Origin of the sequence: Pontiella sulfatireligans, assembly GCF_900890705.1 — a bacterium.
Lineage (GTDB): Bacteria > Verrucomicrobiota > Kiritimatiellia > Kiritimatiellales > Pontiellaceae > Pontiella > Pontiella sulfatireligans.
In genome coordinates this window covers 2,713,379-2,735,052 of record NZ_CAAHFH010000002.1, presented here as the reverse complement: position 1 = coordinate 2,735,052, position 21,674 = coordinate 2,713,379, and the positions used below count along the sequence as shown (strand labels likewise).

27 protein-coding genes are annotated in these 21,674 nt (G+C 54.2%); 9 read left to right on the top strand and 18 right to left on the bottom strand.

The window, feature by feature from the left end; translation table 11 throughout:
• Positions 1–68: 68 nt before the first annotated feature.
• Genes SCARR_RS24370 through SCARR_RS24360 form a run of 3 tightly spaced genes read left to right on the top strand, consistent with a single transcriptional unit; the run spans position 69 to position 1,119 of the window.
• The gene (locus SCARR_RS24370) at positions 69–323 is read left to right on the top strand and encodes an AbrB/MazE/SpoVT family DNA-binding domain-containing protein (protein WP_168433579.1); all 255 of its coding nucleotides are present in this window, start codon (positions 69–71) and stop codon (positions 321–323) included.
• On the top strand, positions 313–729 hold the full coding sequence (locus tag SCARR_RS24365) for a PIN domain-containing protein (RefSeq protein ID WP_136064558.1): 417 nt from the start codon (positions 313–315) through the stop codon (positions 727–729). Before SCARR_RS24370 ends, SCARR_RS24365 begins: the two co-directional genes overlap by 11 nt.
• A gap of 9 nt (positions 730–738) precedes the next feature.
• A complete protein-coding gene (locus SCARR_RS24360; RefSeq protein ID WP_136064557.1) occupies positions 739–1,119 on the top strand; it encodes a DUF423 domain-containing protein in 381 nt (126 codons plus the stop codon).
• A 450-nt stretch (positions 1,120–1,569) separates the two neighbouring features.
• Here the strand turns inward: SCARR_RS24360 and SCARR_RS29635 are convergent, their stop codons facing one another.
• The 15 genes from SCARR_RS29635 to SCARR_RS24285 form a co-directional block, all read right to left on the bottom strand.
• Positions 1,570–1,647 carry an arsenic metallochaperone ArsD family protein gene (locus SCARR_RS29635; RefSeq protein ID WP_407984864.1) on the bottom strand — a complete coding sequence of 26 codons (78 nt, stop codon included), beginning with the start codon at positions 1,645–1,647 and terminating at the stop codon, positions 1,570–1,572.
• Between the two features lie 92 nt (positions 1,648–1,739).
• Entirely contained in the window at positions 1,740–2,180 is a 441-nt protein-coding gene (locus SCARR_RS24350; protein WP_136064555.1) for an arsenate reductase ArsC, read from the bottom strand.
• Between the two features lie 100 nt (positions 2,181–2,280).
• A complete protein-coding gene (gene arsB, locus SCARR_RS24345; RefSeq protein WP_136064553.1) occupies positions 2,281–3,333 on the bottom strand; it encodes an ACR3 family arsenite efflux transporter in 1,053 nt (350 codons plus the stop codon).
• Positions 3,334–3,335: 2 nt separating this feature from the next.
• A complete protein-coding gene (locus tag SCARR_RS24340; RefSeq protein WP_136064551.1) occupies positions 3,336–3,725 on the bottom strand; it encodes an ArsR/SmtB family transcription factor in 390 nt (129 codons plus the stop codon).
• A gap of 75 nt (positions 3,726–3,800) precedes the next feature.
• Positions 3,801–4,499 (bottom strand): cytochrome c biogenesis CcdA family protein, encoded by a 699-nt coding sequence (locus SCARR_RS24335; RefSeq protein WP_136064549.1) that lies wholly within the window; start codon positions 4,497–4,499, stop codon positions 3,801–3,803.
• Entirely contained in the window at positions 4,499–4,969 is a 471-nt protein-coding gene (locus tag SCARR_RS24330) for a thioredoxin family protein (RefSeq protein WP_222846435.1), read from the bottom strand. Before SCARR_RS24330 ends, SCARR_RS24335 begins: the two co-directional genes overlap by 1 nt.
• A 72-nt stretch (positions 4,970–5,041) precedes the next feature.
• Complete coding sequence (locus tag SCARR_RS24325) at positions 5,042–5,839, bottom strand: sulfite exporter TauE/SafE family protein (RefSeq protein WP_136064547.1); 798 nt, start codon at positions 5,837–5,839, stop codon at positions 5,042–5,044.
• A 14-nt stretch (positions 5,840–5,853) separates the two neighbouring features.
• Entirely contained in the window at positions 5,854–6,786 is a 933-nt protein-coding gene (locus SCARR_RS24320; protein WP_168433578.1) for a cation diffusion facilitator family transporter, read from the bottom strand.
• A gap of 4 nt (positions 6,787–6,790) precedes the next feature.
• Positions 6,791–7,387 carry an FmdE family protein gene (locus SCARR_RS24315; protein ID WP_136064543.1) on the bottom strand — a complete coding sequence of 199 codons (597 nt, stop codon included), beginning with the start codon at positions 7,385–7,387 and terminating at the stop codon, positions 6,791–6,793.
• Between the two features lie 41 nt (positions 7,388–7,428).
• Positions 7,429–7,800 carry a putative zinc-binding protein gene (locus SCARR_RS24310; RefSeq protein WP_136064541.1) on the bottom strand — a complete coding sequence of 124 codons (372 nt, stop codon included), beginning with the start codon at positions 7,798–7,800 and terminating at the stop codon, positions 7,429–7,431.
• Between the two features lie 87 nt (positions 7,801–7,887).
• Positions 7,888–8,676: a sulfite exporter TauE/SafE family protein gene (locus SCARR_RS24305; RefSeq protein ID WP_136064539.1), complete on the bottom strand. Its 789-nt coding sequence runs from the start codon at positions 8,674–8,676 to the stop codon at positions 7,888–7,890.
• Position 8,677: 1 nt separating this feature from the next.
• On the bottom strand, positions 8,678–9,058 hold the full coding sequence (locus SCARR_RS24300) for a rhodanese-like domain-containing protein (RefSeq protein WP_136064537.1): 381 nt from the start codon (positions 9,056–9,058) through the stop codon (positions 8,678–8,680).
• A gap of 13 nt (positions 9,059–9,071) precedes the next feature.
• Positions 9,072–9,302 (bottom strand): thioredoxin family protein, encoded by a 231-nt coding sequence (locus tag SCARR_RS24295; RefSeq protein ID WP_136064535.1) that lies wholly within the window; start codon positions 9,300–9,302, stop codon positions 9,072–9,074.
• A 15-nt stretch (positions 9,303–9,317) separates the two neighbouring features.
• On the bottom strand, positions 9,318–10,295 hold the full coding sequence (locus SCARR_RS24290; protein ID WP_136064533.1) for a permease: 978 nt from the start codon (positions 10,293–10,295) through the stop codon (positions 9,318–9,320).
• A 68-nt stretch (positions 10,296–10,363) separates the two neighbouring features.
• A complete protein-coding gene (locus tag SCARR_RS24285; protein ID WP_136064531.1) occupies positions 10,364–10,684 on the bottom strand; it encodes an ArsR/SmtB family transcription factor in 321 nt (106 codons plus the stop codon).
• A gap of 1,567 nt (positions 10,685–12,251) precedes the next feature.
• On the opposite strand from SCARR_RS24285, the gene SCARR_RS29630 reads away from it, so the two are divergent.
• The 3 genes from SCARR_RS29630 to SCARR_RS24265 all read left to right on the top strand — a co-directional run bounded on the left by SCARR_RS29630 (position 12,252) and on the right by SCARR_RS24265 (position 13,752).
• Entirely contained in the window at positions 12,252–12,527 is a 276-nt protein-coding gene (locus SCARR_RS29630; RefSeq protein ID WP_407984863.1) for an SEL1-like repeat protein, read from the top strand.
• Positions 12,528–13,192: 665 nt separating this feature from the next.
• Positions 13,193–13,450: a type II toxin-antitoxin system Phd/YefM family antitoxin gene (locus SCARR_RS24270; RefSeq protein WP_136064527.1), complete on the top strand. Its 258-nt coding sequence runs from the start codon at positions 13,193–13,195 to the stop codon at positions 13,448–13,450.
• Positions 13,438–13,752, top strand: a complete 315-nt coding sequence (locus tag SCARR_RS24265) for a type II toxin-antitoxin system RelE/ParE family toxin (protein WP_136064525.1) — start codon at positions 13,438–13,440, stop codon at positions 13,750–13,752. The genes SCARR_RS24270 and SCARR_RS24265 overlap by 13 nt, the downstream gene beginning before the upstream one ends.
• Positions 13,753–13,826: 74 nt before the next feature.
• Here the strand turns inward: SCARR_RS24265 and SCARR_RS24260 are convergent, their stop codons facing one another.
• A complete protein-coding gene (locus SCARR_RS24260) occupies positions 13,827–15,296 on the bottom strand; it encodes an IS4 family transposase (protein WP_136061451.1) in 1,470 nt (489 codons plus the stop codon).
• A 1,342-nt stretch (positions 15,297–16,638) separates the two neighbouring features.
• Here SCARR_RS24260 and SCARR_RS28705 point away from each other — a divergent pair.
• Entirely contained in the window at positions 16,639–17,286 is a 648-nt protein-coding gene (locus SCARR_RS28705) for a hypothetical protein (protein WP_222846434.1), read from the top strand.
• Here SCARR_RS28705 and SCARR_RS24245 read toward each other — a convergent pair.
• Positions 17,253–18,230, bottom strand: a complete 978-nt coding sequence (locus SCARR_RS24245) for an N-acetylmuramoyl-L-alanine amidase family protein (RefSeq protein WP_136064523.1) — start codon at positions 18,228–18,230, stop codon at positions 17,253–17,255. The genes SCARR_RS28705 and SCARR_RS24245 overlap by 34 nt on opposite strands.
• A gap of 76 nt (positions 18,231–18,306) precedes the next feature.
• On the opposite strand from SCARR_RS24245, the gene SCARR_RS24240 reads away from it, so the two are divergent.
• Together SCARR_RS24240 and SCARR_RS24235 are read left to right on the top strand one after the other, a co-directional pair.
• Positions 18,307–19,305, top strand: coding sequence for a potassium channel family protein (locus SCARR_RS24240; RefSeq protein WP_136064521.1), 999 nt, complete (start codon positions 18,307–18,309; stop codon positions 19,303–19,305).
• Positions 19,306–19,307: 2 nt separating this feature from the next.
• Positions 19,308–20,084, top strand: coding sequence for an alpha/beta hydrolase (locus SCARR_RS24235; RefSeq protein WP_136064519.1), 777 nt, complete (start codon positions 19,308–19,310; stop codon positions 20,082–20,084).
• Here SCARR_RS24235 and SCARR_RS24230 read toward each other — a convergent pair.
• Positions 20,077–21,657, bottom strand: coding sequence for a protein-disulfide reductase DsbD family protein (locus SCARR_RS24230; RefSeq protein ID WP_168433577.1), 1,581 nt, complete (start codon positions 21,655–21,657; stop codon positions 20,077–20,079). The two genes, SCARR_RS24235 and SCARR_RS24230, sit on opposite strands and share 8 nt — an antisense overlap.
• Positions 21,658–21,674: the final 17 nt, after the last annotated feature.

Below are 21,674 nucleotides of genomic sequence, written 5' to 3'. Positions count from 1 at the left end.
GCGCACTAAACGTGCTGGCTTGACAAGAAGCCACATTGTTATACCCTGAAGTATAACCAATGGAGGTTATGATGCTGATGAAGGTTTTCAACAAGGGACAGGTGGTTATTCCTGCGCAGATCCGCAAGGACATGGATCTGCAGGTTGGCGACATGTTGGATGTAAGCATTGATGCCAAACGCAGTTGCATTGAGCTGAAAAAGACAGAGCTTAAGTCAGCCCAGCTAGCAGGCTCTCTCGCGGCGTACGCCACGGCCAAGCCGTTCCCGTCCCGCAGGCAAATGCATGAAGCCTTTGCCCTAGGAATGTCCAATGAAACATAGCCTGATTGATACTAACGTCATCATTCGCTTTTTGGTCGAGGATCCAGAAACCATCCAGCCAAAATTCAAAGGAGTGTATTCCTTTTTTGACAAAGTGGAGAAAGGCGAACTGAGCGTTCAACTACCTGAGCTGGTTCTGTTCGAAGCGTTCTTCGTACTGCACAGCTTTTACGAAGTGCCGTCGGACAAAGCGGCCGAAACGCTCGACCAGATTGTCGCATTCAAAGGAGTATCGATGCAGGACAAAGGACTCATGCGTTCCTGTCTCGCTTTACTGCAAAACAAAAAGATTGATCTCGTCGATGCATACATCCTCGCCCTCTCCCGCAAAAAAGGGATCAAAACGGTCTACTCTTTCGACAACGATCTAAAGAAAAACGGGCTGGAATTACTGAAAGTTCAATAGAGAAAAATTATGAACCCAACGGCTAAACTATTCCTCTCCCTCGGCTCCATCAGCGGTGCACTGGCCGTGATGATCGGCGCGTTCGGCGCGCATGGACTGAAAGAAAAACTCTCAACCGAAATGCTGGCAATCTACAAGACTGGCGTTGAATACCATTTCTACCACGCCCTCGCGCTGCTCGCAGTCGGATTGGTGGCGATGCATTTTCAATCCAAGCTGCTCACCGCCAGCGGCTGGGCGATGACCGCCGGCATCGTCATCTTTTCAGGAAGCCTTTACGCCCTCTCCATCAGCGGCGTTAAAGTCCTCGGTGCCATCACTCCCATCGGCGGCCTCTGCTTCATCGCCGGATGGGTGCTGCTAGCTCTCGCCACTCTGAAAGCCGGCTAAATCCGGAACTACAAACCTTTTCATGATAAGGTTCGTCCCGCTTTTCGGCGGTCAGCCTTCCTGAGTCAGCAAGCCTAGGTTTTCTGCGCCGGCAGTTCTTGGCCCACCCAGGGAGAAATGACGGTGCGGGCAATCGAAAAACCGGAGGCGATTCCCCGGATATATTCCGTTTCGAGCAGCCCTTTGGCGCAAAGGACGGGATCGGCCGTTCCGGAAACCGCAAAGCTGCGGTTGATGATCCAGCAGAAGGGCTCGATGCCGGCGTGGCTTCAGGCAGCGCAACGATCAACACCTTTGTAAACTCTGGATCGCGGATGCGCGGCAGCAGCTCCTTCACTGCCCCCCGTCGCGCAACGTGTTTAGTTGCACCCGCAGTCGGGCACGTCCAGCGACACCGGCACAGCGTTCAACAGCCCACCGAGCTTTTCCAGATCGGGATATTCCCCAGTTTTAACAATAGAAAAGACACCCCCCGCACACGCCGGACGAACAGCACATGGCAGGATCATAAATTTTCAGTGTTTTCATCATTACTCCTTAGTTAAACACTCGCTCGCAAACTCGCTTAAGACGCAAAGTTCACGAAGGGTCTTTTCTTTGTGCCCTTTGAGCCTTTGTGTTTATTTTTCTTCCGCGAGAAATCTGGGAAGGGTTTCTACGAAGGTTTTGATCTCGTCGCGGACGCGGCGGAAGCCGTCGAGCTTTACTTCTTCCGACGCATCGGGAGCAGAAAGCTTGGGCGGATCGTCGAAGCCGACGTGAACCACTTTGCAGTCGGCCGGGAACCATGGGCAGGTTTCGTGGGCGTGATTGCAGACGGTGACGACATAGTCGATCTTCGTGTCTTTGAACTCATCAATGTGCTGCGACTTTTGGCCGGTGATATCCACACCGGCTTCGGCCATCACCTTCACCGCATTCGGATTGAGGCCATGGGTTTCGATGCCGGCGGAGTAGACTTCGATTTCATCGCTCTTGAGCGCATGCGTCCAGCCTTCGGCCATTTGGCTGCGGCAGGAGTTTCCGGTGCATAGGTAAAGCAGGCTAATTTTTTCCCTCATTACAACTCTCCTTCATTTAACTTCAGTTTATTCGACCGCAAAGACGCTAAGACACAAAGGAATAGAAATCTTTGTTTCTTCGCGCCTTAGCGGTCAGTAATTAATTCCTGAACCAATTGGTGGTGCGGTTGGCGAAGCCGACGAGGGCAAGCATAACAGGCACTTCCACCAGCACGCCGACGATCGTGACCAGCGCCACCGGGGAGGTAGTTCCAAAGAGCGCGATAGCCACGGCCACGGCCAACTCAAAAAAGTTGGAAGCGCCAATCATGCCGGCGGGCGCGGCAACATTGTGCGGAAGCTTGAGCGCTTTGGCGGCGAGATAGGCAATGAAAAAGATCAGCACGGTCTGGATAATCAGCGGCACCGCAATCAGCCCAATGTGGATTGGGTTTTCCAGAATCACTTTTCCCTGGAACGAGAAAATGATGACCAGCGTCAGCAGCAATCCTATGATGGTCGTGTTGCTGAATTTGGGGAGGAATGTGTTTTCAAAATATGCCACACCCTTGGTTTTAAGCATATGGCCACGGGTCAAGGCGCCGGCCGTTAAGGGAACCACCACAAACAGGACGACCGACAGGAAGAGGGTGTCCCATGGAACAAAGACATCGCCGATCCCCAGCAGGAATTTCACGATTGGCACGAAGGCCACGAGAATGATGAGGTCGTTGGTGGCCACCTGCACCACCGTGTAGGCGGGGTTGCCTTTCGTCAGATGGCTCCAGACAAAGACCATGGCCGTGCAGGGCGCGGCGCCAAGCAGCACCGCACCGGCGAGATACTCTTTCGCCAAATCTGCGGGGATCATGTTTTTAAAGATGACGTAGAAAAAGAGCCACGCAATGCCGAACATGGTGAACGGTTTGATCAGCCAATTGGTGGTCCAGGTGATAAAGAGGCCCTTTGGATTTTTACCGACATTCTTCACGCTCTTGAAGTCGACCTTCATCATCATCGGATAAATCATCAGCCAGATCAGGACAGCAACGGGAATGGATACCCGGGCATATTCAAGCTTCCCCAAAAACTCTGGAATGGCCGGAAGAAATTTTCCAATCAAAATGCCGGCGACCATGCAAAGCGCCACCCACACGGTAAGGTATTTCTCAAAAAAACCGATGCCGCTCTCTTTGTTCTTTTCAGCGCTCATTTCTATTTCCCCTTATTAAAACTATTTGGGCAGCACTCCTCGCCCCGTTGACGGCGGCAAAGTTCTTCCGGCTCGCAGGCCACAATGGTTTCAAGCAACCGCCGGTCAGCCTCCAGACCGGCAACGGATTTCAGTTCGTATTCCAACCATTGGAACAGGTGGGGATCGATCGAATCAACCAGCCGGTAGTAGACCCAGCGGCCGTCTTTGCGGCTCTCCACGATGCCCGCATGCAGCAGCAAACCCATGTGGCGCGACGCTGTCGCGCCGGTCACGTGCAGCAGTTCCACCACCTGGCAGGCGCAGAGTTCGTCGATATGCATCAGCGCCGCCACCACGCGCAGGCGATTACGATCGGAGAGAGCTTTCAGGATTTCCAGCGGCTTGTTCATGCCGCCCCTTATAGTTAGTCGTTTGGCTAACTGTCAATCTGCAACTTCGGAAAGTTCCATCGCCTTGACCCGCGCTCAGGGCGCGGTGTAGATCAGATAGAGCCCACCGAGCAGGACGAGAACTCCGCAGATTTTCTTGAGGATTATCGCACCCGTGGAATGCTCGTTCCAGTTCATGTAGCGCTGCACCAGCCCGGTGGAGGTGCCCGCCAGCACAATCACTGAACAGTGGCCGACGCCGTAGAGCAGCAATAGGCTTCCGGCATAGACCGGCTGCGCCGCTCCGAGTTTAAAGGCGATGCCAAGCATCGGAGCCATATAGGCAAAGGTGCAGGGGCCGAGCGCAATCCCGAACACGAGCCCGAGCACAAACGCGGCCAGCAGTCCTTTGCGTTTCATGCCAACCTGCCCCGGCCCTTTTCCAAAGCTTGGAAGCACCCCGAGCAGATGCAGGCCGACAACAAAAAAGATCACAGCCACAAAATAATTCCCGTAGCGCCCAACGTCGCCCATCATTCGGCCAGCGGTCGCGGTGATCACTCCAATCAAAGCAATCGTCAACAGAATGCCGGAGGCAAACAGGAGCGAGATAAAAAACGCGCGCCACGGACTGGTGCGCCCCTGTTCATCGATGAAACCCACAATTAATGGAATGCTCGCCAGATGGCAGGGACTCAGCAAGATGCTCAAAATGCCCCAGATCAACGCAGCACTTAAAGCCACTCCCGGCGTTCCTTCCACAGCGTGAGTTAATGCTGTAAACAGCGACTCCATTACTCTTCTCCCTCAAAGCTGAAGCCCAGTTCCTGCCACTTGGCCAACATATCCGCGCGCGGGAAAAACCCTTCGTGACGGAACAGCTCGGTGCCGTCGGCATCATAGAAAATCTGGGTAGGAATCGTACGGATGCCATACTGCTGGCCAACGCCTTCGTTTTCCCACACATCGATGAATTCCACATCGAGCTGCCCGGCAAAGGTCGCCTTCATTTCATCAAGGATCGGTGCCATCATCTTGCACGGAATGCATTTGCCCGCACCGAGATCGAGCAGTTTCGGCAGAGGCGATGTCGCCAGAACCGTCACCGGGTCTTCCGACGCCGGGCGTCCCGCCGGGATCGGCAAGGTACAGACCCCGCCCGCGCATCCGCTGGCGCAGCTGCCACCCGCCTTCATGTTTTTGATTGCGACCACCGCCGCCACCGCAAGCACCAGCAAAAAAACGATAACTATATTTTTCTTCATCTGTACTCCTGTTTAGTTTTTTCCGTGTGTCCCAACAAAACAGCGATCCACAACCGCGCGGATGGCGTTTCGTTACCTACTGATCAGCTGCACAAGAAACCGAATGGCAATCAGCCAGACGACGACCCCGAATCCTTGTTTTAATTTTGCCTTATTCGTTGAAACCGAGATTCGGCTGCCCAGCAACCCGCCGGCAACAGCGGCAATCGCCAGCACCAATCCGGTTCGCCAATCCACCTGCCCGTTCATGGCGTGGCCCGCCAAACCCGACAGCGCGGTCACCGCGACCATCACCGTCGATGTGGCCACCGCGATATCCATCGGCACTCCGCACAGCAGCACCATGAGCGGCAATTTAATGATTCCGCCCGTGATGCCCAGCATCCCCGAAAGCACCCCGATCAACGCCGTAGCCGTGAGGACGAGCGGCAGATTCACGGTGTAGCTTGTGCCATGGAAGTTTCGATGCCACAGCCACCAGCGATCTTGATCAAACGTATGGGCTTGCTTGCTGGCTTTATTCACCAGCATCAGCGTGCCGGCCACCATCAGAATGCCAACCAGAATGGAGCGCAGCACCGGCTCGGGAATGAGCGAGCTGAAATAGCCCCCGGCAAACGCCATAATATCCGTCGGCGGATCGATCACCAGCGCCAGTTTCCAGTCCACTTTGCGGTTGCGCCAGAAGGTGGAAAGCGCAGCGATCGATGTTGCCGAGATCAACAGCAGGCTGATGGCCGGAGCCTGCTCAAAGGTAAACCCCGCAAAGAGCAGAATCGGAACATACAAAATACCGCCGCCCATCCCGATCATTGAAAAGAAGGTCGAGACGGCGAAAAAGATCGCGGCTAAAAGGAGGGTCTGTTCCATGAAGCGTACCTTGGTCAGCCCTTCCCGGTTCCGGCAGGAAGAAGCTCATTACTCCCGCAGCCCTTGAATTCGGGTTCGAGGACGGCGTGGTCAATATGCCAGCGTTCCGCCAGACGCGCGTGAACGCGTTTCAGCAAGGCGTCCACCTCAGAGAGGGGGCGATCGTCAAGCTGCACGTGCGCAGTCATCATTCGTTTTCCGGGTTGCACCTCCCACACATGCACATGATGCAGATCGGATCCCGGAACGGTTTTCTGGATATCGCTTCGCAGCGCGCCGAGATCCAACCCGGCGGGCGTCGACTCCAGCAGCACATGCAGGGATTCGTTTAGCAATGTCCAACTGCTCCGTACGATCATTGCAATCACAAGGATGGAGGCGAGCGGATCGAGATAAACGCCGTAGCGCCAGCCCGAGAAAAGCGCGGCCAGCACCACGACAACGGACGAAAGCGTATCCTGCAGCAGATGCAGGAAAGCGCCTCGCATGTTGAGATCGTCGTGGCCATGCCCCTTGAGCAGGAAAACCGATGCCAGATTGGCGGCCAGCCCGATCGATGCGACGACCAGCATCAAGCCGCTGCTAACAGATTCCGGATGAAGGAACCGCAGGATCGCCGCGCGACATACCAGCGTCCCCACCACCAGAATGGTGACACTGTTTGCCAGCGCCGAAATGACCTCCACGCGTCCCAAACCATACGTATGCCGCGTGGAGGGCGGCCGACGTCCCAGCCGGCGGGCGATCAGCGCGAGGACCAGCGCGGCCACGTCGGTCAGGTTGTGCAGCGCATCCGACAGGAGTGAAAGACTGCCCGACAGCAGCCCCCCAACCACCTCGGCGACCACGATCACCCCGTTCAGTACTATGCTGAACGACAAGCGGCGATCCATGGACCGATCATCGATCCCTTCATCGGCAGCTTCATGGTGATGGTGGCCACTCATTGATCTACGCCTTTTCGCTGCAGGGGATGCAGACCGGGCCGCCATCGGCTTCGGTCAACTTGTTGACAAAGGTGCGCTCCCCGCATTTCGAGCAGAGGGCGGTGTCGAAGCAGCCTTTCCCCTTCGGGAAGACACAGGTTTCCACCGGCCCGACTTCGAGGAACATTTCCTCCGGCAGGTTCAGCACCTTTTCCACCAAGGGGTCGGCCACTTCTGCCGGCACGTCCTGCGGCACCACGCCCTGCTTACGCTGAACAACAAACGGAGAGTTGAGCATGTTGCCGAAGAAATCGTCCTTCAGCCGCACGCGCACCGAGCGTTGTCCGGCCACATCGATCAGCGTGAACGCCATCTTGTTGTAGTATTTTTTTTCGATGTTTGATTTGCCGTAGGTGCAGCCGGTGGCGGACATGATGCCATCCAGTAAACAGCCGGCCGCATGGCCCTTGCCGGTTTCGGAGATTACATACAGTTCCTTGTCCTGCGCCCGCGCCACGCCGAGCGCCTTCATCGCCGCCTGCGCGGCGCGGAATCCCAACGGCATCGCCGGGCACTTGTGGCCATGAAAGGCCATTGCAGATTCGAATTCTTCATGGGTCATAATACTTTCCTTTTATCCAAACGGCGCGGAGCACCGCCTATTCACGCCAGCAGCGACGCGCCGGCTTCGGCGATTTTAGCGATGCTTGCTTCATTCACTTCCGTGCTGCCTTTTGCAAACCCCTGCTCCGTTATCAGCAGATGTTCAAACTCCGCAAAACCAGCGCGCTCCAGAGTCGCCTTCACGCAGTTGAGCGGACAGCCGTCGATCGCCAGAATCTTGTCGGCCGTCCTCGTTTTGTTCATGATCGGTTCAACCAGGCCGCCGATGCCGCCCATGCAGAACATGCTTCCGGTTCCGTCCCGGGTCATCTTGCGCGCGGCCTGATCAGCCAGCGCTCCGACGTCGGCCGCGCCCGAGCAGGCAAATACCAGCTTCGGCCCGCCACTGCACACCTTTTCACTCGCACTCATTTTCTTCTCCTGGTTTGTTTCTTGAGCCGAAGGTCCAAAGTCATTTTCCCCGACCTTGGACATTCAGACCTTCCGACCTTGGACCCTTCAACTTCGCAACGCGTTAAAAATCATAAAGCCCGCCGCCACCCAGTTGGTGTAGGCGAACAGTTGTTTCAGATGTTTCGGTTGGGCTTTCAGCGCAAGGCGTCCGCCCAGCGCGCCACCGACAATGGCGACCGCCGCCAACGGCAACGCCCACGCCGGGTTGAAGTGGCCATGCACCGCGTGCCCGGCAAAGCCCATCAAGGCGATCGCCGCAATCAGCGATGACGACGTGCCCACGGCCAACTGCATCGGAACGCCGCAGGCGACGACCATCAGCGGCACCAGAAAGGATCCGCCCGATACGCCGACCATGCCGGAGCCCAGCCCCGTCAGCACCGCGACCGGAAGCGCCAGCCACAGATTGATGCGAAAGGTTTCGTTGCCGGATTTCAGCTGGATGATCCCGAAACCGCCGTTGCCTATTTTTGGCTTCGGCTTCGGCAACAGCATCACGATGCCGGAGGCTAGCAGCATGACCGCAAACACCATCTTCAGCGCGAACCCGCTGAAGCCGTGCGAAAAATAGCCGCCGGCCAGCGCGGAGAGCGCGGTAATGCCGCCGACGGAAATCGCCAGTGGCCACGAGATCGATTTCTTTTTGTGGAAGATCAGCATCGCCGCCACCGAGGCCGCGAACAGAATGAACTGTCCGGTAGTGGCGGCTTCGTGCATCGGGACGCCGGCCATCGCCAAAATCACAACATAAAAGTTGCCGCCGCCCTTGCCGACCATGGTCATGGCGACTGCGACGATAAAGACCAGCAATCCAATGAGAGGTAGGTGTTCCATCTTACAGCACCGCGAGTAGTTTGCCGGGTTTGAACGCGTCGGTCAGGGCCGCGTAGCCGCCTTCGAGCACGCGAACCTGCTCGTAGCCTTTGGAGCGCAAGTAGGCGTAGACAATGGAAGCGCGCACGTGTGCCGGGCAGAAGATGCCGACCAGTTTGTCCTGCGGAATTTCTGTCAGGCGGTCGGGAATTCCGCTGATTGGGATGTGGATGGATTCCACGTTTGAATGTGCGCCCATCGGGCAGGGCAGGGACGCGATTTCCTCATCGGAGCGCACGTCCAGAAAGACGGCGACATCGCTTGCAAACAGTTTTTCCGGCGTGATCTTGTGCATTCCTCGGCCGAAAAAATTGAGGGTCATGCTTTTAAGTACCTGTTCCACTGGTTCTTCCTTTTTAATCTAATAGTTTTTTCAGGGCGCGCGCGGACGGGACGCGTCCGGCGATTTTCACCTGTCCATCGATTGCCACGGCCGGGGTCATCATCACGTTGAAGGCCATGATTTCGTTGAGGTCGGTCACCTTTTCGATCTCGGCATCGAGTCCGAGTTCTTCGACAACTTCGCGGACCACCTTTGCGGTCTTTTCGCATTTGGGGCATCCGGTGCCCAGAATCTGAATCTTCATGGTTTACTCCTTTGGTTACCAGATTAGGTTAAAAATCCATCCCGCGCAGCTGAACAACACCAGCAGGGTCAGGAAAAACATCACAAGCAGGCGTGGCTTCATGACCTGCTTAAGCAGCATGAACTCGGGCAGGCTGGCCGCCACCACGCTCATCATGAACGCGAGCGCGGTGCCGACCGGAAGGCCCTTGTCCAGCAAGCTTTCAATGGCCGGGATGACGCCGCTGGCATTGGCGTAGAGCGGGATGCCCAGCAGGACGGCGCTCGGCACGCTCCACCACTGGCCGTCGCCAAGGTTATCGGTAATCACAGACTCCGGCACGAATCCGTGCAGCGCAGCGCCGGCGCCGACGCCGATCAGTACCCACATCCAGATCTTGGAAAAGACGGACTTGAATTCATTCACCGCATAGGCGTGCCGCTCTTGGCGGGTCGGTTTGTACCGAGCGGCCTGCTCGAGTCTCTCTTTCATGCCGTCACTCACCTCTTTATGCTCGATCGGTTTGAGGTGGCGCTCGGCCTTGATGAAATCGAAAAACATGCCGGCCAGTACGCCCGAAAGGATGCCCAGCGAAATGTAGACTGCGGTGAATCCCACGCCCAGCGTGCCGCCCAGCAGCACCACGGCCACTTCGTTGATCATCGGCGAGGTCACCAGAAAGGCCATCGTGATGCCTATCGGAATGCGCGCCTGCGTGAACGCCAGGAACAGCGGGATCGACGAGCAGGAGCAGAAGGGCGTCACCGCCCCGAAAACCGCAGCCAGCAAATAGCCGATGAAGCGGTGTTTGCCTTCCAGATGAGCACGAATCTTTTCCGTATTCAGGCCCGCTCGCAAAAAGCCGATCACATAGATCAGCACCAGCAACAGCGCATAGATTTTCGTTACGTCTTCAATGAAAAAATGGACGCTTTCAGCCAGATGGCTGCCCTGCTCCATCCCAAACACGTCAAACGTCAGCCAATCCGCCAACGTTGTAAAAACCTTTAACATGTATTACCTCCGGCGATTCCGCCGATATTGGTCATTTGACCTTTTCACCAATCATTGTTCAAAATTTTTTAGTTCACCAGCTCCGCCTGCAACTTGGCGTTGTTCTCGATCACCGCTTCGACGCAATGCATAAAGTTGAGCACGCAGGGAACCTTCAGCGAGTAGAAGACCTGCTTGCCGCGCTTGTCGTCCGCGACGATCCCCGCCTGCTTCAGCACGGAGAGATGTTTAGAGATCGTCGAAAAGTCGGCATCGATTTCATCGACAAATTCGCACACGCACTTTTCGCCGCCCTCCAGCTCTTCCGCCATCCAAAGCCGGGTCGGATGCGCCAGCGCCTTGAGCACCTGGGCTTTCGCCGTATACATGGTTTTTTCCTTCTCCGTCATCGTAGGACTCCTTGAAACTATATTTGGCAAAATAACCAAATGTTTAGGTTTGTCAACACGTTTTTCCAAACCAGAGTGTTACACTTTGAGGTAAAGGAACGTCAGCACGACGACGATGGAACCAATCATGCCGGTCTGAATCTAGCAGGCCACGATCGAGGCTGCGAGTTGGACACATTGATGCCGGCCAGGCCAGCAACCACCCCTGCCATCGCCGCCAGAAATGGAAAAACGGTCGGCAGGTTCCGGATCGCGGGTAAACGTTCTCTACACACGAACCAGCACTCACAGGGAGTAGAGACCGCTTCACCGCCCGAAGGGTGGAAAGCGGTCTCGGAGGAATGGCTCGTTTGCTGGCCGTACTTTTTTATTAGACGGGATGAACAGGATGGTTCTTTGGTAGGGCGCGATCGCCGAGCGCGCCGCTCGTGCGCAAGGGGAGAACCGCGGATGAACACGGATTTATTGGCCGCCAAGAGGCTCAAAAGGCACGAAGACATTTTGTATGTAGTCCCGCCTTCAGGCGACTATTCCACAGAGTCGCCTGAAGACTCCATGATGTAGGCCATGTCCCCGATGGGACGGGCGGTTCATTGGGTAGGTCTGGTTCGCCGAACCCGCCGCATAGCCTGAACGGCATTTCTTACCACCCGCCGCGGTGAATCATTCTTATGTTACGCGCAACATAAGAGTGGTTCAAGCGTTGGTCTTTCGGAGGGGAATTAGCCACAAGATCGCAGGGAATCGCAAAGTTTCCAATCAATGTGTAGGCCACGTCCCCGACGTGGCGGGCGGCGGACAAATCGCGCGTATTCAACTCCCAACCCCCCGCGAGCAAAGCGACCGATAATTTGTGCCAACAAATAGTGAGCAAAGAGAACGATTCAACATCAAACCCCCAACTCTCCCAATCCCTTTCCTTTACTTAGACCTAATACCATATAAGATGTACGGATATTTTTGCTGTGCGTATGGGACGTGCAGTTGTGTGGGCGGATAATGAAAAAAGTGGTCCGCCCCTCGGATAAAGGGAGTAGAGGAAATGCAGAAAACATCATTTCATAGGTCTGACCCCTTTTTCTGTGACGCAAACCCCCGGCTCAGCGTCCGGCTTGCGATGATTTGTTCAAGGTTCCTCTTGGTTGGCTCCCTTCCCTCCACCTGCTCCGCAGAGCCCATAGCCTCCTTGTTCGCAAGCTTCTCAGGTACTATGTCGCCATCCGACTTCTCGGGGGAATCCATCGCAGGTATTCGGCGATTGACCTTTGCTGCGATGTCTCGATTCAACGGTTCATTCATTGACCGAGACTCCTTCCCGAGATCTCCCGATTCCCGCGCGGAGAGTGTCCGCACATGCCAGGTTCCATGACTCCGCCAGAGCAGTAGACCGCTCGCGATTTACGCGGCCGACCATGTTGCATTCCCGTACAGTCCACGAGGTCTGCCTCTGATAACAGGTGATTTCGGAGCTCAATAGCCCGCCTGTGCTTTCCCCTGTCAACGCTTTCCCACACCCTCGCGGGTTGTCGAGACATGACTCGGGGCCAATGTGGCTCGCTAATCCTTCATTGTAAGACTCTTTCATTCTCTACTCTCCGCCGATTTTAATCGGCGCTTTCGGACTGACCCCGGACCTGACCCCGGACCTCTAGGGTTTTGTTATGAATATGGCGAAGGTGTCCCTCAGGATTATCCGCAGTCATATGCGTGGTATAAACTGGCGGCGCAAGAGGAAAAAGGAGCATTAGAAAAATGTTCGAGTCTCCTTAAAATAATGACCCCCGCCCAAATTGAAGAAGGTCAGCGGCTTTCGCGGGAGTATGCCGAGAAGTTTTTGAAATGATCCGCTATCATGAAGGGATTCATCTGGCTACCTCTAACTTTCCTCCGCGTCCTTTCCTCGTTCGGCTAGCCGGGCATTTCCATCGAGATGAGCACCACTGGCTTGGCACTTTACGTGAGCTCGTCCATTGCGGGCAATTGGGGACGCCAAGCCAGATACAGAATCTACGAATACAAAAATGGCAAGATCGGTTACAGAACCCAATACATCAGATGAGAGTAACCATGGCCGACAAGACCATCGACACGTATCGGTGAAATCGCGCCTTCGGCACGCTTTCCCGAACGGTCATGGCGAATGTGGATGGAGATGAAAAAAAACGCTCCGAGTTATCTCGAAGCGGAGAAGAACTGCCCAGACTCGGGGAAGTGCATCTCCGAAACCTTAAGTGTCAAGGTGGGTGCTTTAAGCTCCCTTTAGTATTGTTAACGAATCAGAGTCTTACGTTTCTGACCGGCTGGGCTAAATTATTAAAGAACGAATACGGTATAATAAAGCATGAACGATGCCAAAGTTCGGCTATAAAACTCCCAGCCAGTCAATTGAGGCTATCGTGACAACGCCCGTCGATTAAGTTGAAGTCGTTTGCACTCAGCCTCATCTCAAACGTGGAAATACATAAAAAAGAATTGAGCACAGAGTATCACTAAAGTATCATTCTGAGTATGAAAACAGAATTAGTAACCACATTAAAAAGACAAGCCACCCAGATTCTTTCAGATCTCCATAGCTCGGGAGAACCCGTTTTAATTACCGAACATGGTAAACCATCAGCGTACCTCGTTGATGTTGATTCTTATGAGTTCATGCAGAGTCGGATGAGTGTTTTGGAAGGAATCTCCAGAGGTGAACGGGCAATTTTAGAAAACAGAACCTATACTCAGAGTGAAGCCAAAGGAAAGATGAAGAAATGGCTGAGCTAATTTGGACAGAACCAGCTCTTCTGGATTTAGATGAAGTTGCGGAATATATCGCACTCGATGATCCACTCGCGGCGGGTAACTATGTCCATAAAGTATTTGATAGAGTTGAGCGTTTAACAATCTATCCAAACTCAGGGAAGCGCCCAGCAGAACTTCCTCGCACAACCTATCGAGAAATTATCGTTCCTCCATGTCGTATATTCTATCGTGTCGAAAATGATACTGCATACATTTTACATGTCATGCGTTCTGAGAGATTACTCCAACGATTTCTATTAGACCGAAGGAATAGGGATAAATAATTTTCCAACCAGCCAGACCCTACCGCGAAAACGCAAAAGGGGTCAAAAAGGGGTCAGACCTGAATGCCACTTCCTTAAGCTGCTTTGGCATTATATTTACTCCGATGCTTTATCTCGATCATTTCATGACGATGCAGTGTTAAAAGTTGATAGGGTTTGAGTCTTCTTTTAAGGCATCGCGGCTCACTCCTTCCGGGCCGAAAGGGAATTATATTGGTGCGGATCGAATCGAGCAGGTTTTCCCGTATCCGAAGGATTTCGGATGGGCAAAGCGCGGCTCGATTAAAGTATACTTCCGCCTGCCGGAGTGCTTGTAGTGCGCCTTTATAACTCAGCCGCATGGGGTCTTTTTCATGAGCGTGCGCGGTCTCATAGATCAAATGACGAATGGCATTGTAGGCGATGAAATACATGAGCAGTTCCTTCCGAATCATCGCGGGGGATTTGCAACGCAATATATCCATTTTCGTGGTTGTTTTTAGGTCGCGAAAAAAGAGTTCAACGCTCCATCTGCGATAGTAGAGGTCGGCGATACTCTTTGCTGAATAGATAAGCGGATCGAGTAGCGTAGTGATGATGTAAAAGCTTTTCACTCGGAATCCAGGCTGCTCAACATCGACTTTGATTTGACGCAATAGAAGCTCTTCGGGCAACTGGTTCCACTCGTCTTTCGGGAGGGGTGCCTTTTTATACCAAGCGGGCCTTTCCCAGCGAATCAGGAGATCATTGTTCGCCAACTTTTTGATGCAGGTCTGTTCCGTTTTCGGTATTCGACGCGCTAATGGAATGATACTGTCAACGCCCTTTTCTCGGAGCCGATCAACATCATAAAAACTACAGAACCCTTTGTCCCCCAGGAAAATATCCCCTTCCTTGAAAGTGCCTTCCTGCTGGCGAAGCAAGGGGAGTTCATGGTTTTTTTTATTTCCGACTGCATAGCTTAGAATTGCGCCCGTCGCGAGATCGAAACAGCCGAGCAGGCGCATTGTCGGGAAACCGCACCCTTTTTTTTGAGAGGAAATTTGAGGCCATTCGTCTTGATTTTCAGAGGTGTCAGGCATACTCAACCCCGTTCCATCAACAACAATAACGCGCCGGCCCGCGAGAGGCTGATCGTCGAGGTTAACATGAAACGACTCTGAGGTGTGTTTGAGGATTTCGACCAAATCCGTCTCCTCTAGTTTTTTTCGCGCCTTGCAGTAAGAACCCGTGGAAACGGACAGCGACTGATCACTATTGAAAGCGAGATATGTTTTCAGTTTTTTAACGACTTCAGCACAGCCCCCATCGGCATCAATAATCTGAGAAAAGAACGCCCAGAAAGTGGTTTCCTTGCTGAAAATACGGTGACGACTATGATGTCCCTTCACATTGTTTTTCAAAAAACATTCGGGAATGAAACGTCCGAAACAAGCTTTTAGACCCAGCAGTGATTTGTCTTTTTTATGCATCATTTCATCGGCCATTATTTGTGCCGTAGAGCGCGGTTTTTTACGGAGCGATTGAAGATGAAGTCCAGGCAGGAATGGTGTTGTATTATTCATGCAAGATACTTGCATTCTTCGTGATATATATCAAGATAATAGCATTGGTTTTTACCCTAAAACTGCGGTTTTATGTGTGTGATAGGAGCCCTTAAGGAAGTGCCATTCGTGCCAGTCCTTGAATATTAACATTCAAAAGGGGCCAAAAACAAAATGGCAATTGCTTGGTTAATCCGCCGAAATACATGCGTTAAAAATAGTTGGATATCAGATTTGTTAATGATGGGGCATCCGAGCAGTGTTTCGAGAAATATTAAATTAATGGAGAGCGCAACCAAGGGTGAGTTATGGACGTTGAAACAGAAAATGTTAATATTCAAGGCCTGACCCCAGGCTATGACAACAATACTTCCAATCCTTGGAGCAATAGTGATCGTTGTCGCTTTTATTTTCGGAATCATCAGAGCAAAAACAAAATCAGAAAAAATTATGTTCCTATCGGGATTATTGATCATTCTTGGGTTCGGGCTTTATGGGTCAATTCATATGAAAGATAAAATCCAACAAGCAGAAAAAATCAGTTCAGACACTAATAAATGAAGTAAATAGCGAAGAGCTTGGAGCCGAAACGACACGACGCCCGGATTTGAAGGCAACGTTTATTCCCCGGCAAAGGGGTGCTATGAAATAATGTTTTTAGGTTGATCGATTCGGCTGAAACGGAAGAAAACATTAAATCATAGGACTGACCCCTCCGCTGTCCCCGGGTCAGACCCTGGCGCGCAGTGGGCACGGAGTCGCCGGATCGGAATCCGGCCCTGCGCCGCTTGGCTTTCGAGGCGCTTGTCGAGCTGCGACGTTTGCGCGGCGAGCGGCCTCAAATTAAATGACCCCAAAGTGGTGGGTGCAGCAGGGAGATAGGACAGGATGATTCCGTTCATGCGGGGTTCTATGTAGATTTTTAGGGTGAGACTGGTGATGTCGGATGCCTCAGCCATGCACATCGGAAATTAATCAGCAACGAATGGAGGAAAAGCAACTAATCCAAACGACCGGAATATTTGTTGGTTGCCGCTTCGCTGCCGTCGCTTCGCGCCAGCCCCACTCCGTGTTTCCTCTATTCACTGCCATTTCACCCGCCCTATGTACGGAAATTTGTTGTACTGGATTGGCCGCGATATTTATTTTTTTTAGAAAAAGCCTTCCCGAGTTTCCCCAGTAAATAATACGAAGAACTTCATGCGGACACTTCTAATAATCTTGTCATTTAATGATCCTGTCATCGATTGTATACGCAAGATGGTCACGCGCCAAGGAACGCAGAATGGGAAAGTACCCAATGAGGCTGCGCAGCAGATTTATTGGTGCAAAATGATTTGGAGCAAAATGATTTTTGTGCGGGATGTTTGTTTTAAATCATTTTGCTCATAACCATTTTGCTCATAACCATTTTGCAAAAGCGGCATCGGAAGAGGATTTGACTTTTGGTGCTGAACAGGTAAAGGGTCATCCGTTAAGGAACGCAGAATGGCAAGGAGTTGTAAGGAAAGTACCTAAACCTGCCCTTGCGGTTGACTTCCCCGAGGCGAAACCACATAAATGGCGTTTTGCGGTTGGTTTAGCGGGGAAACGCGGTGCCTGCCGTAATTTTGAAACAGGTTTTGGAGGAGGTCTTATGAGAGTTCTGCATGTGGCATATCAGCAGTTGCGCCGCTACGGAAAAACGCGGGTCAGTTGGGTCCAGAAGCTGACCAGCGGCTTGATTAAGAACGATCATTTTGTGTCGGTTTTCAGCGACCGCGACGTGGCGGCTTTCGAGGCGCCGCTGGGCATTCGCGATCTGGGAAAGAAAAAGGCCAACCGGCGGCTGCTCGAAACCGTTGCCGCTTTTGGCCCCGATCTGGTGATTGCCGGTCATTGCGATATGATTACCAACGAAACGCTGCATGAAATCCGCAGGATGCAGCCGAGAAAAAGGGGTCAGACCTATGAAATGATGTTTTTCTGTCTTCACACCTATTTTTGGGCGCGTTTGACGAGGGTCATGTAGCCGAGAATGCCGTTGGAGATGCCGCGTGCGACGGCTTCGCGGTATTCGGCGCTGATGAGCAGTGCTTCTTCGGCCGGGTTGGTGACAAAGCCGCATTCCACCAGCGCAGCGGGGCACGGCGCGTTTTTAATCACAAAGAAGCGGGCGCGGCGCAGTCCGCGGTCGCTCCGCTTGCTTTTTTTAATTAGATTACTTTGGATGGAAAAGCCCAGCACGGCATTGGCGGCGTCGAACAGGTTGCCCGGAAAGGCGGACTTGTCGCCGGCTTGGCCGTAGTGGTTGCTCGAATCGCATCCAGGCGCTGTCGGCACAAAGGTTTCAACGCCATGGGCGCTGGAATCGCCCGCGCCGTCGGCGTGAATGCTGACGAACAGGTCGGCACCGGCTCTGGAAGCGTAGTCGACCCGCTGCTGCAGGGACGGCAAGGTGTCGCCGGTGCGGGTCATGCGGACGGTGATTTTCTTGGCTTCAAGATGCGCTTTCACCCGGCTGGAAATGGAGAGAACCGCCTTCTTTTCGTAGACCTTGCGCGCGCCGATGGCGCCGGAGTCCTTGCCCCCGTGCCCCGGATCGAGCACCACGACGCGCGGCGTCTTGGAGGGCACATAGGCGTAGGAGCGCATGATCGGATCGATCCCCTTCTTGAAGTCCACTTCCCGGATTCCCCAGCCGCTGCCTGATTTGCGGCACGGATGGTGCAGCCACACCATAATGCCGTTAATCCAGGCGCGCCGGCTGTTGGTTTCGACTTCGATCTTGTTCCATTTGTTCTGCAGCATCATTTTTTTGCCGACGCTGGCCATGCTCATGGAATAGAGCCGGGCGACGTAGGACAGCGATACAATGCCGGTCGGCGACGACGACCTGGCCTCGACCGTGGCGGAGCGACACCCCGCGAGCAGGACAACGTTCGACAGGAACAGCTTTCTAGTGATTGGATGCATGTAAACCTCAGTCCGAAGCTACTAAAAAGGATTAATGTTTGGAAAGAGCCGAATGAATCCGTTTTAATCTCAATCAATGAGAAACAGGGGTTTCAATGAACGGCTGGTTTCGGGCTTGGCCAAGGGTGCGATAGGTATCGCGACGGTGTTGGCGACCGGCGTGGCGGGCTACCGCTGGATCGAAGGCTGGAACTGGTCCGACAGCTTCTATATGACGGTTATCACCGTGTCCACCGTGGGCTTCGACGAAGTCCATGAACTTTCCGGGCCCGGGCGCATCTTCACCGCCCTGCTCATCTTTTGCGGCGTCGGCGTGATGGCCTTTTGCCTGACCCGTCTGGTTGAGTTTTTGTTCCAGCGCAGCCTGTCCAATGTTTTAGGGAGACGAACCATGATGAAAAAAATCGCCCAGATGAAGAACCACGCCATCATTTGCGGCTACGGCCGCACCGGCAGCCGCGTCGTCGCCGAGCTACTGGCCACCGGCACGCCCTTTGTGGTGATTGAAGAAGACGAGGAGACGGTCAACCGGCTGGAAGAACAAGGCATTCCCTGCATTAAAGGCGACGCCACCGAAGAGGATGCCCTCGAAGACGCCCAAGTGAGCGAGGCCGACTCGCTCGTGGCCGCGCTCGATAGCGATGCGGAAAACCTGTACCTCACCCTCACCGCCAGCGGCCTATGCCCCAGCCTGCGCATCATTGCCCGCGTGCACGACCCGGACAGCTCCCGCAAGTTCCACAAGGCCGGTGCCAAACGCGTCGTATCCCCCATTTCCTCCGGCGCCAACCAGATTGCCCAGCTCATCACCAGCCCCTCCGTGCTCGACCTCATCGAGCTGGTTACGAAAGATAAGAACATCGCGCTTCAGGTGTTTGAATATCCCATCGACGAAGAAAGCGACATGCTCAACAAAACCCTTTCCGAAGCCCGCGTGCGCCAGACCCTCGGCAGCATGGTCATTGCCGTCAAGCACCGCGACGGCCATACCTCGTTCGACCCCGGCCCCGACACGCGCCTGAAGCTCGGCGACACCTTGGTCGCCATCCGCCAGCCGGAAACCAACGGAGAATAAGCATGGCCCTAATTGAATCCCGATTCGACTCGCAAGTGCTCGACCTATCGCTGGGCGCCAACATTATTCTGCCGGAACATCCCAATGCATGGAACGAGCCGCCCGCCGTACTCTATCTCCTGCACGGCCTCTCCGACGACCACACCATTTGGAGCCGCCGCACCTCCATCGAGCGCTATGCCCGCGACTACAACCTTGTGATCGTGATGCCCGACGCCTACAAGAGCTTTTACTGCGACATGAAGCACGGCTCCAACTATTTGGCGTTCATGGCCGACGAACTGCCCATGCTCATCAAGCGCTGGCTCAATGTTTCAAGCAACCCGAAAAACACCTTTGTGGCCGGGCTCTCAATGGGAGGTTACGGCGCCGTTAAGCTCGCGCTTGGGCGGCCGGGGCAATATGCCGCCGCGGCTTCCCTTTCCGGCGCGCTCGACATTGCCTCGCACATCAACGACGACTGGAACGAGTCGCGTTTGCGCACCTTCGAGGCGGTCTTCGGCTCGCTCAACCATGTGCCAAACTCCAGCAACGACCTCATCGCGCAAATCAAGGGATTGGATACAATTCCAGAAACCAAATTCTACGCCTGCTGCGGAACGGAAGACTATCTCTATCAGGATTCCGTCGCTTTCCGCGGCACCGCCGCAGCAAAAGGGCTCCACCTCACCTACGAGGAATCCGCCGGCGAGCATGAATGGGGCTTCTGGGACAACTACATCCAGCGCGTGCTCGAATGGCTGCCGATCGAAAGACTGGAAACAGATTCGGCTACTTAGCGCCGAGCACCACGAACGTTGGCAGGCCTTGGGCCTTGAAGTGCTGCATCACCGCCTGGGTTTCCGGATCGTTCGGCTCTTCGGCAATGTACTTGATGAAGACGTAGTCTTTCAAACGCGCCTTCACAGCCTCGTCCTTGAAGGTGGTCTTGTCCATCACTTTGCAGTTTTTGCACCAGGTCGCCCACATATCGATGAAGACCGGCTTGCCCTCGGCCAGCGCCTGCTCCAGCGCATCCGCAAACCCGGCGTTGGTTGCGCCATCGATGATGATGTGCCCCTCGTATTCGCCTTGCGCGGTGACGTCCGACGGATTGAAGGCGCGGTAGCTCAGGTTACCGTAGTAAAGGGCGAAGAAAATGATGCCCACGCCAAAGCCATACTTAACGTATTCCATCCATTTCCCGGGCTTTGGAAGAAAGGCCAGGCCTGCGCCGGCGAACGGCCAAGGCAAGGCCATGCCGATGCCGAGCACAAACGGAAGCGCCAGTCCGGCGACGCTATTGGCTTCGTAGATATTTGTTGCCAGCAGCAGCACGGCAATCACCACTGGGGCAACGCATGCGCCGGCGAGCAGCGCGGCCACCGAACCCATCATGAGCGCCACGAGGAAGCTGCCCTGCTTCTGCGCACCGCCGCCGAGCTTCGACTGGAAGCGCGTGAGGTCGATGTGGAATACGTCGAACATCGCTAGCGCCAGCGCCACAAAGACCAGGGCAATCGCCAAACTAAACCACGGATTGGCCTGAATCGTTCCAAACTGCGAACCAGTCAGCACCACGACGACACCAAGCAGTCCGTAGACGAGCGCAATGCCCAGCCCGTAGACCGCGCCTAGCGCAAAGCCACGGCTTTTCGAGCCCGCTTGGGCTCCTGCCCCGATGATCGCCAGATTGATCGGAATCATCGGCAGCACGCACGGCGTCAGATTAAGCGCCAGCCCACCGACTAAAATGAAAAAAATGGTAAGGAGCAGTCCGGATTCACGCACAAAGGCAACCGGATCCGTAAGGAATAAACGGAAGGGATTGATGTCGACATCTCCGCCGCCCTCCACCCGGTCGAGGAAACGCCCAAACTCAGCCGCCTTTTTATAGCCGGCATCCGTTCCCAGCATTTTAAATTTCTTGAGCGCAGCTTCCCAGTCGCTGGAGCCCTCTGAACCCGCCACCGCAACCTCGGGCACCATGGCTGAAACATCCAGTCCAACTGTCTTCTTCTGCGGAATAAAACAGACTTCGTCGTTGCAGCCCCAATACTCAACCTGAAACGCCGCGGCGCCCCCGGGCGCGGGCGCCCATGCATAGGATGCCTTAAACGATTGATCAAACACCGGCTTCGGCTTGCCGGTATTGGGATCGGTGATGCTCGCGGTTTTCGGCAGCTCGATCGGTTTTTGTTCGTTGCCCAAGGCATCGGCCACCTTGAAATGATCGGCATAGAGATAGTGATTCTCGGGAACCTGGGCATCCACCCGAACCACATCGCCGTCCAGCCATGCCTCAACCTCGAATTGGGCAAAGGCCACGGGCACCAACACCAAAGTCATTAATAATAATGCCAATCTCTTCATATTTTTAAATCCGTTTT

Coding starts and splice junctions, on each gene's coding strand:
- SCARR_RS24370 (WP_168433579.1), top strand. CDS start 69: ATGATGCTGATGAAGGTTTTCAACAAGGGACAGGTGGTTATTCCTGCG.
- SCARR_RS24365 (WP_136064558.1), top strand. CDS start 313: ATGAAACATAGCCTGATTGATACTAACGTCATCATTCGCTTTTTGGTC.
- SCARR_RS24360 (WP_136064557.1), top strand. CDS start 739: ATGAACCCAACGGCTAAACTATTCCTCTCCCTCGGCTCCATCAGCGGT.
- SCARR_RS29635 (WP_407984864.1), bottom strand. CDS start 1,647: ATGAAAACACTGAAAATTTATGATCCTGCCATGTGCTGTTCGTCCGGC.
- SCARR_RS24350 (WP_136064555.1), bottom strand. CDS start 2,180: ATGAGGGAAAAAATTAGCCTGCTTTACCTATGCACCGGAAACTCCTGC.
- arsB (WP_136064553.1), bottom strand. CDS start 3,333: ATGAGCGCTGAAAAGAACAAAGAGAGCGGCATCGGTTTTTTTGAGAAA.
- SCARR_RS24340 (WP_136064551.1), bottom strand. CDS start 3,725: ATGAACAAGCCGCTGGAAATCCTGAAAGCTCTCTCCGATCGTAATCGC.
- SCARR_RS24335 (WP_136064549.1), bottom strand. CDS start 4,499: ATGGAGTCGCTGTTTACAGCATTAACTCACGCTGTGGAAGGAACGCCG.
- SCARR_RS24330 (WP_222846435.1), bottom strand. CDS start 4,969: ATGAAGAAAAATATAGTTATCGTTTTTTTGCTGGTGCTTGCGGTGGCG.
- SCARR_RS24325 (WP_136064547.1), bottom strand. CDS start 5,839: ATGGAACAGACCCTCCTTTTAGCCGCGATCTTTTTCGCCGTCTCGACC.
- SCARR_RS24320 (WP_168433578.1), bottom strand. CDS start 6,786: ATGAGTGGCCACCATCACCATGAAGCTGCCGATGAAGGGATCGATGAT.
- SCARR_RS24315 (WP_136064543.1), bottom strand. CDS start 7,387: ATGACCCATGAAGAATTCGAATCTGCAATGGCCTTTCATGGCCACAAG.
- SCARR_RS24310 (WP_136064541.1), bottom strand. CDS start 7,800: ATGAGTGCGAGTGAAAAGGTGTGCAGTGGCGGGCCGAAGCTGGTATTT.
- SCARR_RS24305 (WP_136064539.1), bottom strand. CDS start 8,676: ATGGAACACCTACCTCTCATTGGATTGCTGGTCTTTATCGTCGCAGTC.
- SCARR_RS24295 (WP_136064535.1), bottom strand. CDS start 9,302: ATGAAGATTCAGATTCTGGGCACCGGATGCCCCAAATGCGAAAAGACC.
- SCARR_RS24290 (WP_136064533.1), bottom strand. CDS start 10,295: ATGTTAAAGGTTTTTACAACGTTGGCGGATTGGCTGACGTTTGACGTG.
- SCARR_RS24285 (WP_136064531.1), bottom strand. CDS start 10,684: ATGACGGAGAAGGAAAAAACCATGTATACGGCGAAAGCCCAGGTGCTC.
- SCARR_RS24270 (WP_136064527.1), top strand. CDS start 13,193: ATGAAAACAGAATTAGTAACCACATTAAAAAGACAAGCCACCCAGATT.
- SCARR_RS24265 (WP_136064525.1), top strand. CDS start 13,438: ATGGCTGAGCTAATTTGGACAGAACCAGCTCTTCTGGATTTAGATGAA.
- SCARR_RS24260 (WP_136061451.1), bottom strand. CDS start 15,296: ATGAATAATACAACACCATTCCTGCCTGGACTTCATCTTCAATCGCTC.
- SCARR_RS28705 (WP_222846434.1), top strand. CDS start 16,639: ATGTTTGTTTTAAATCATTTTGCTCATAACCATTTTGCTCATAACCAT.
- SCARR_RS24245 (WP_136064523.1), bottom strand. CDS start 18,230: ATGCATCCAATCACTAGAAAGCTGTTCCTGTCGAACGTTGTCCTGCTC.
- SCARR_RS24240 (WP_136064521.1), top strand. CDS start 18,307: ATGAGAAACAGGGGTTTCAATGAACGGCTGGTTTCGGGCTTGGCCAAG.
- SCARR_RS24235 (WP_136064519.1), top strand. CDS start 19,308: ATGGCCCTAATTGAATCCCGATTCGACTCGCAAGTGCTCGACCTATCG.
- SCARR_RS24230 (WP_168433577.1), bottom strand. CDS start 21,657: ATGAAGAGATTGGCATTATTATTAATGACTTTGGTGTTGGTGCCCGTG.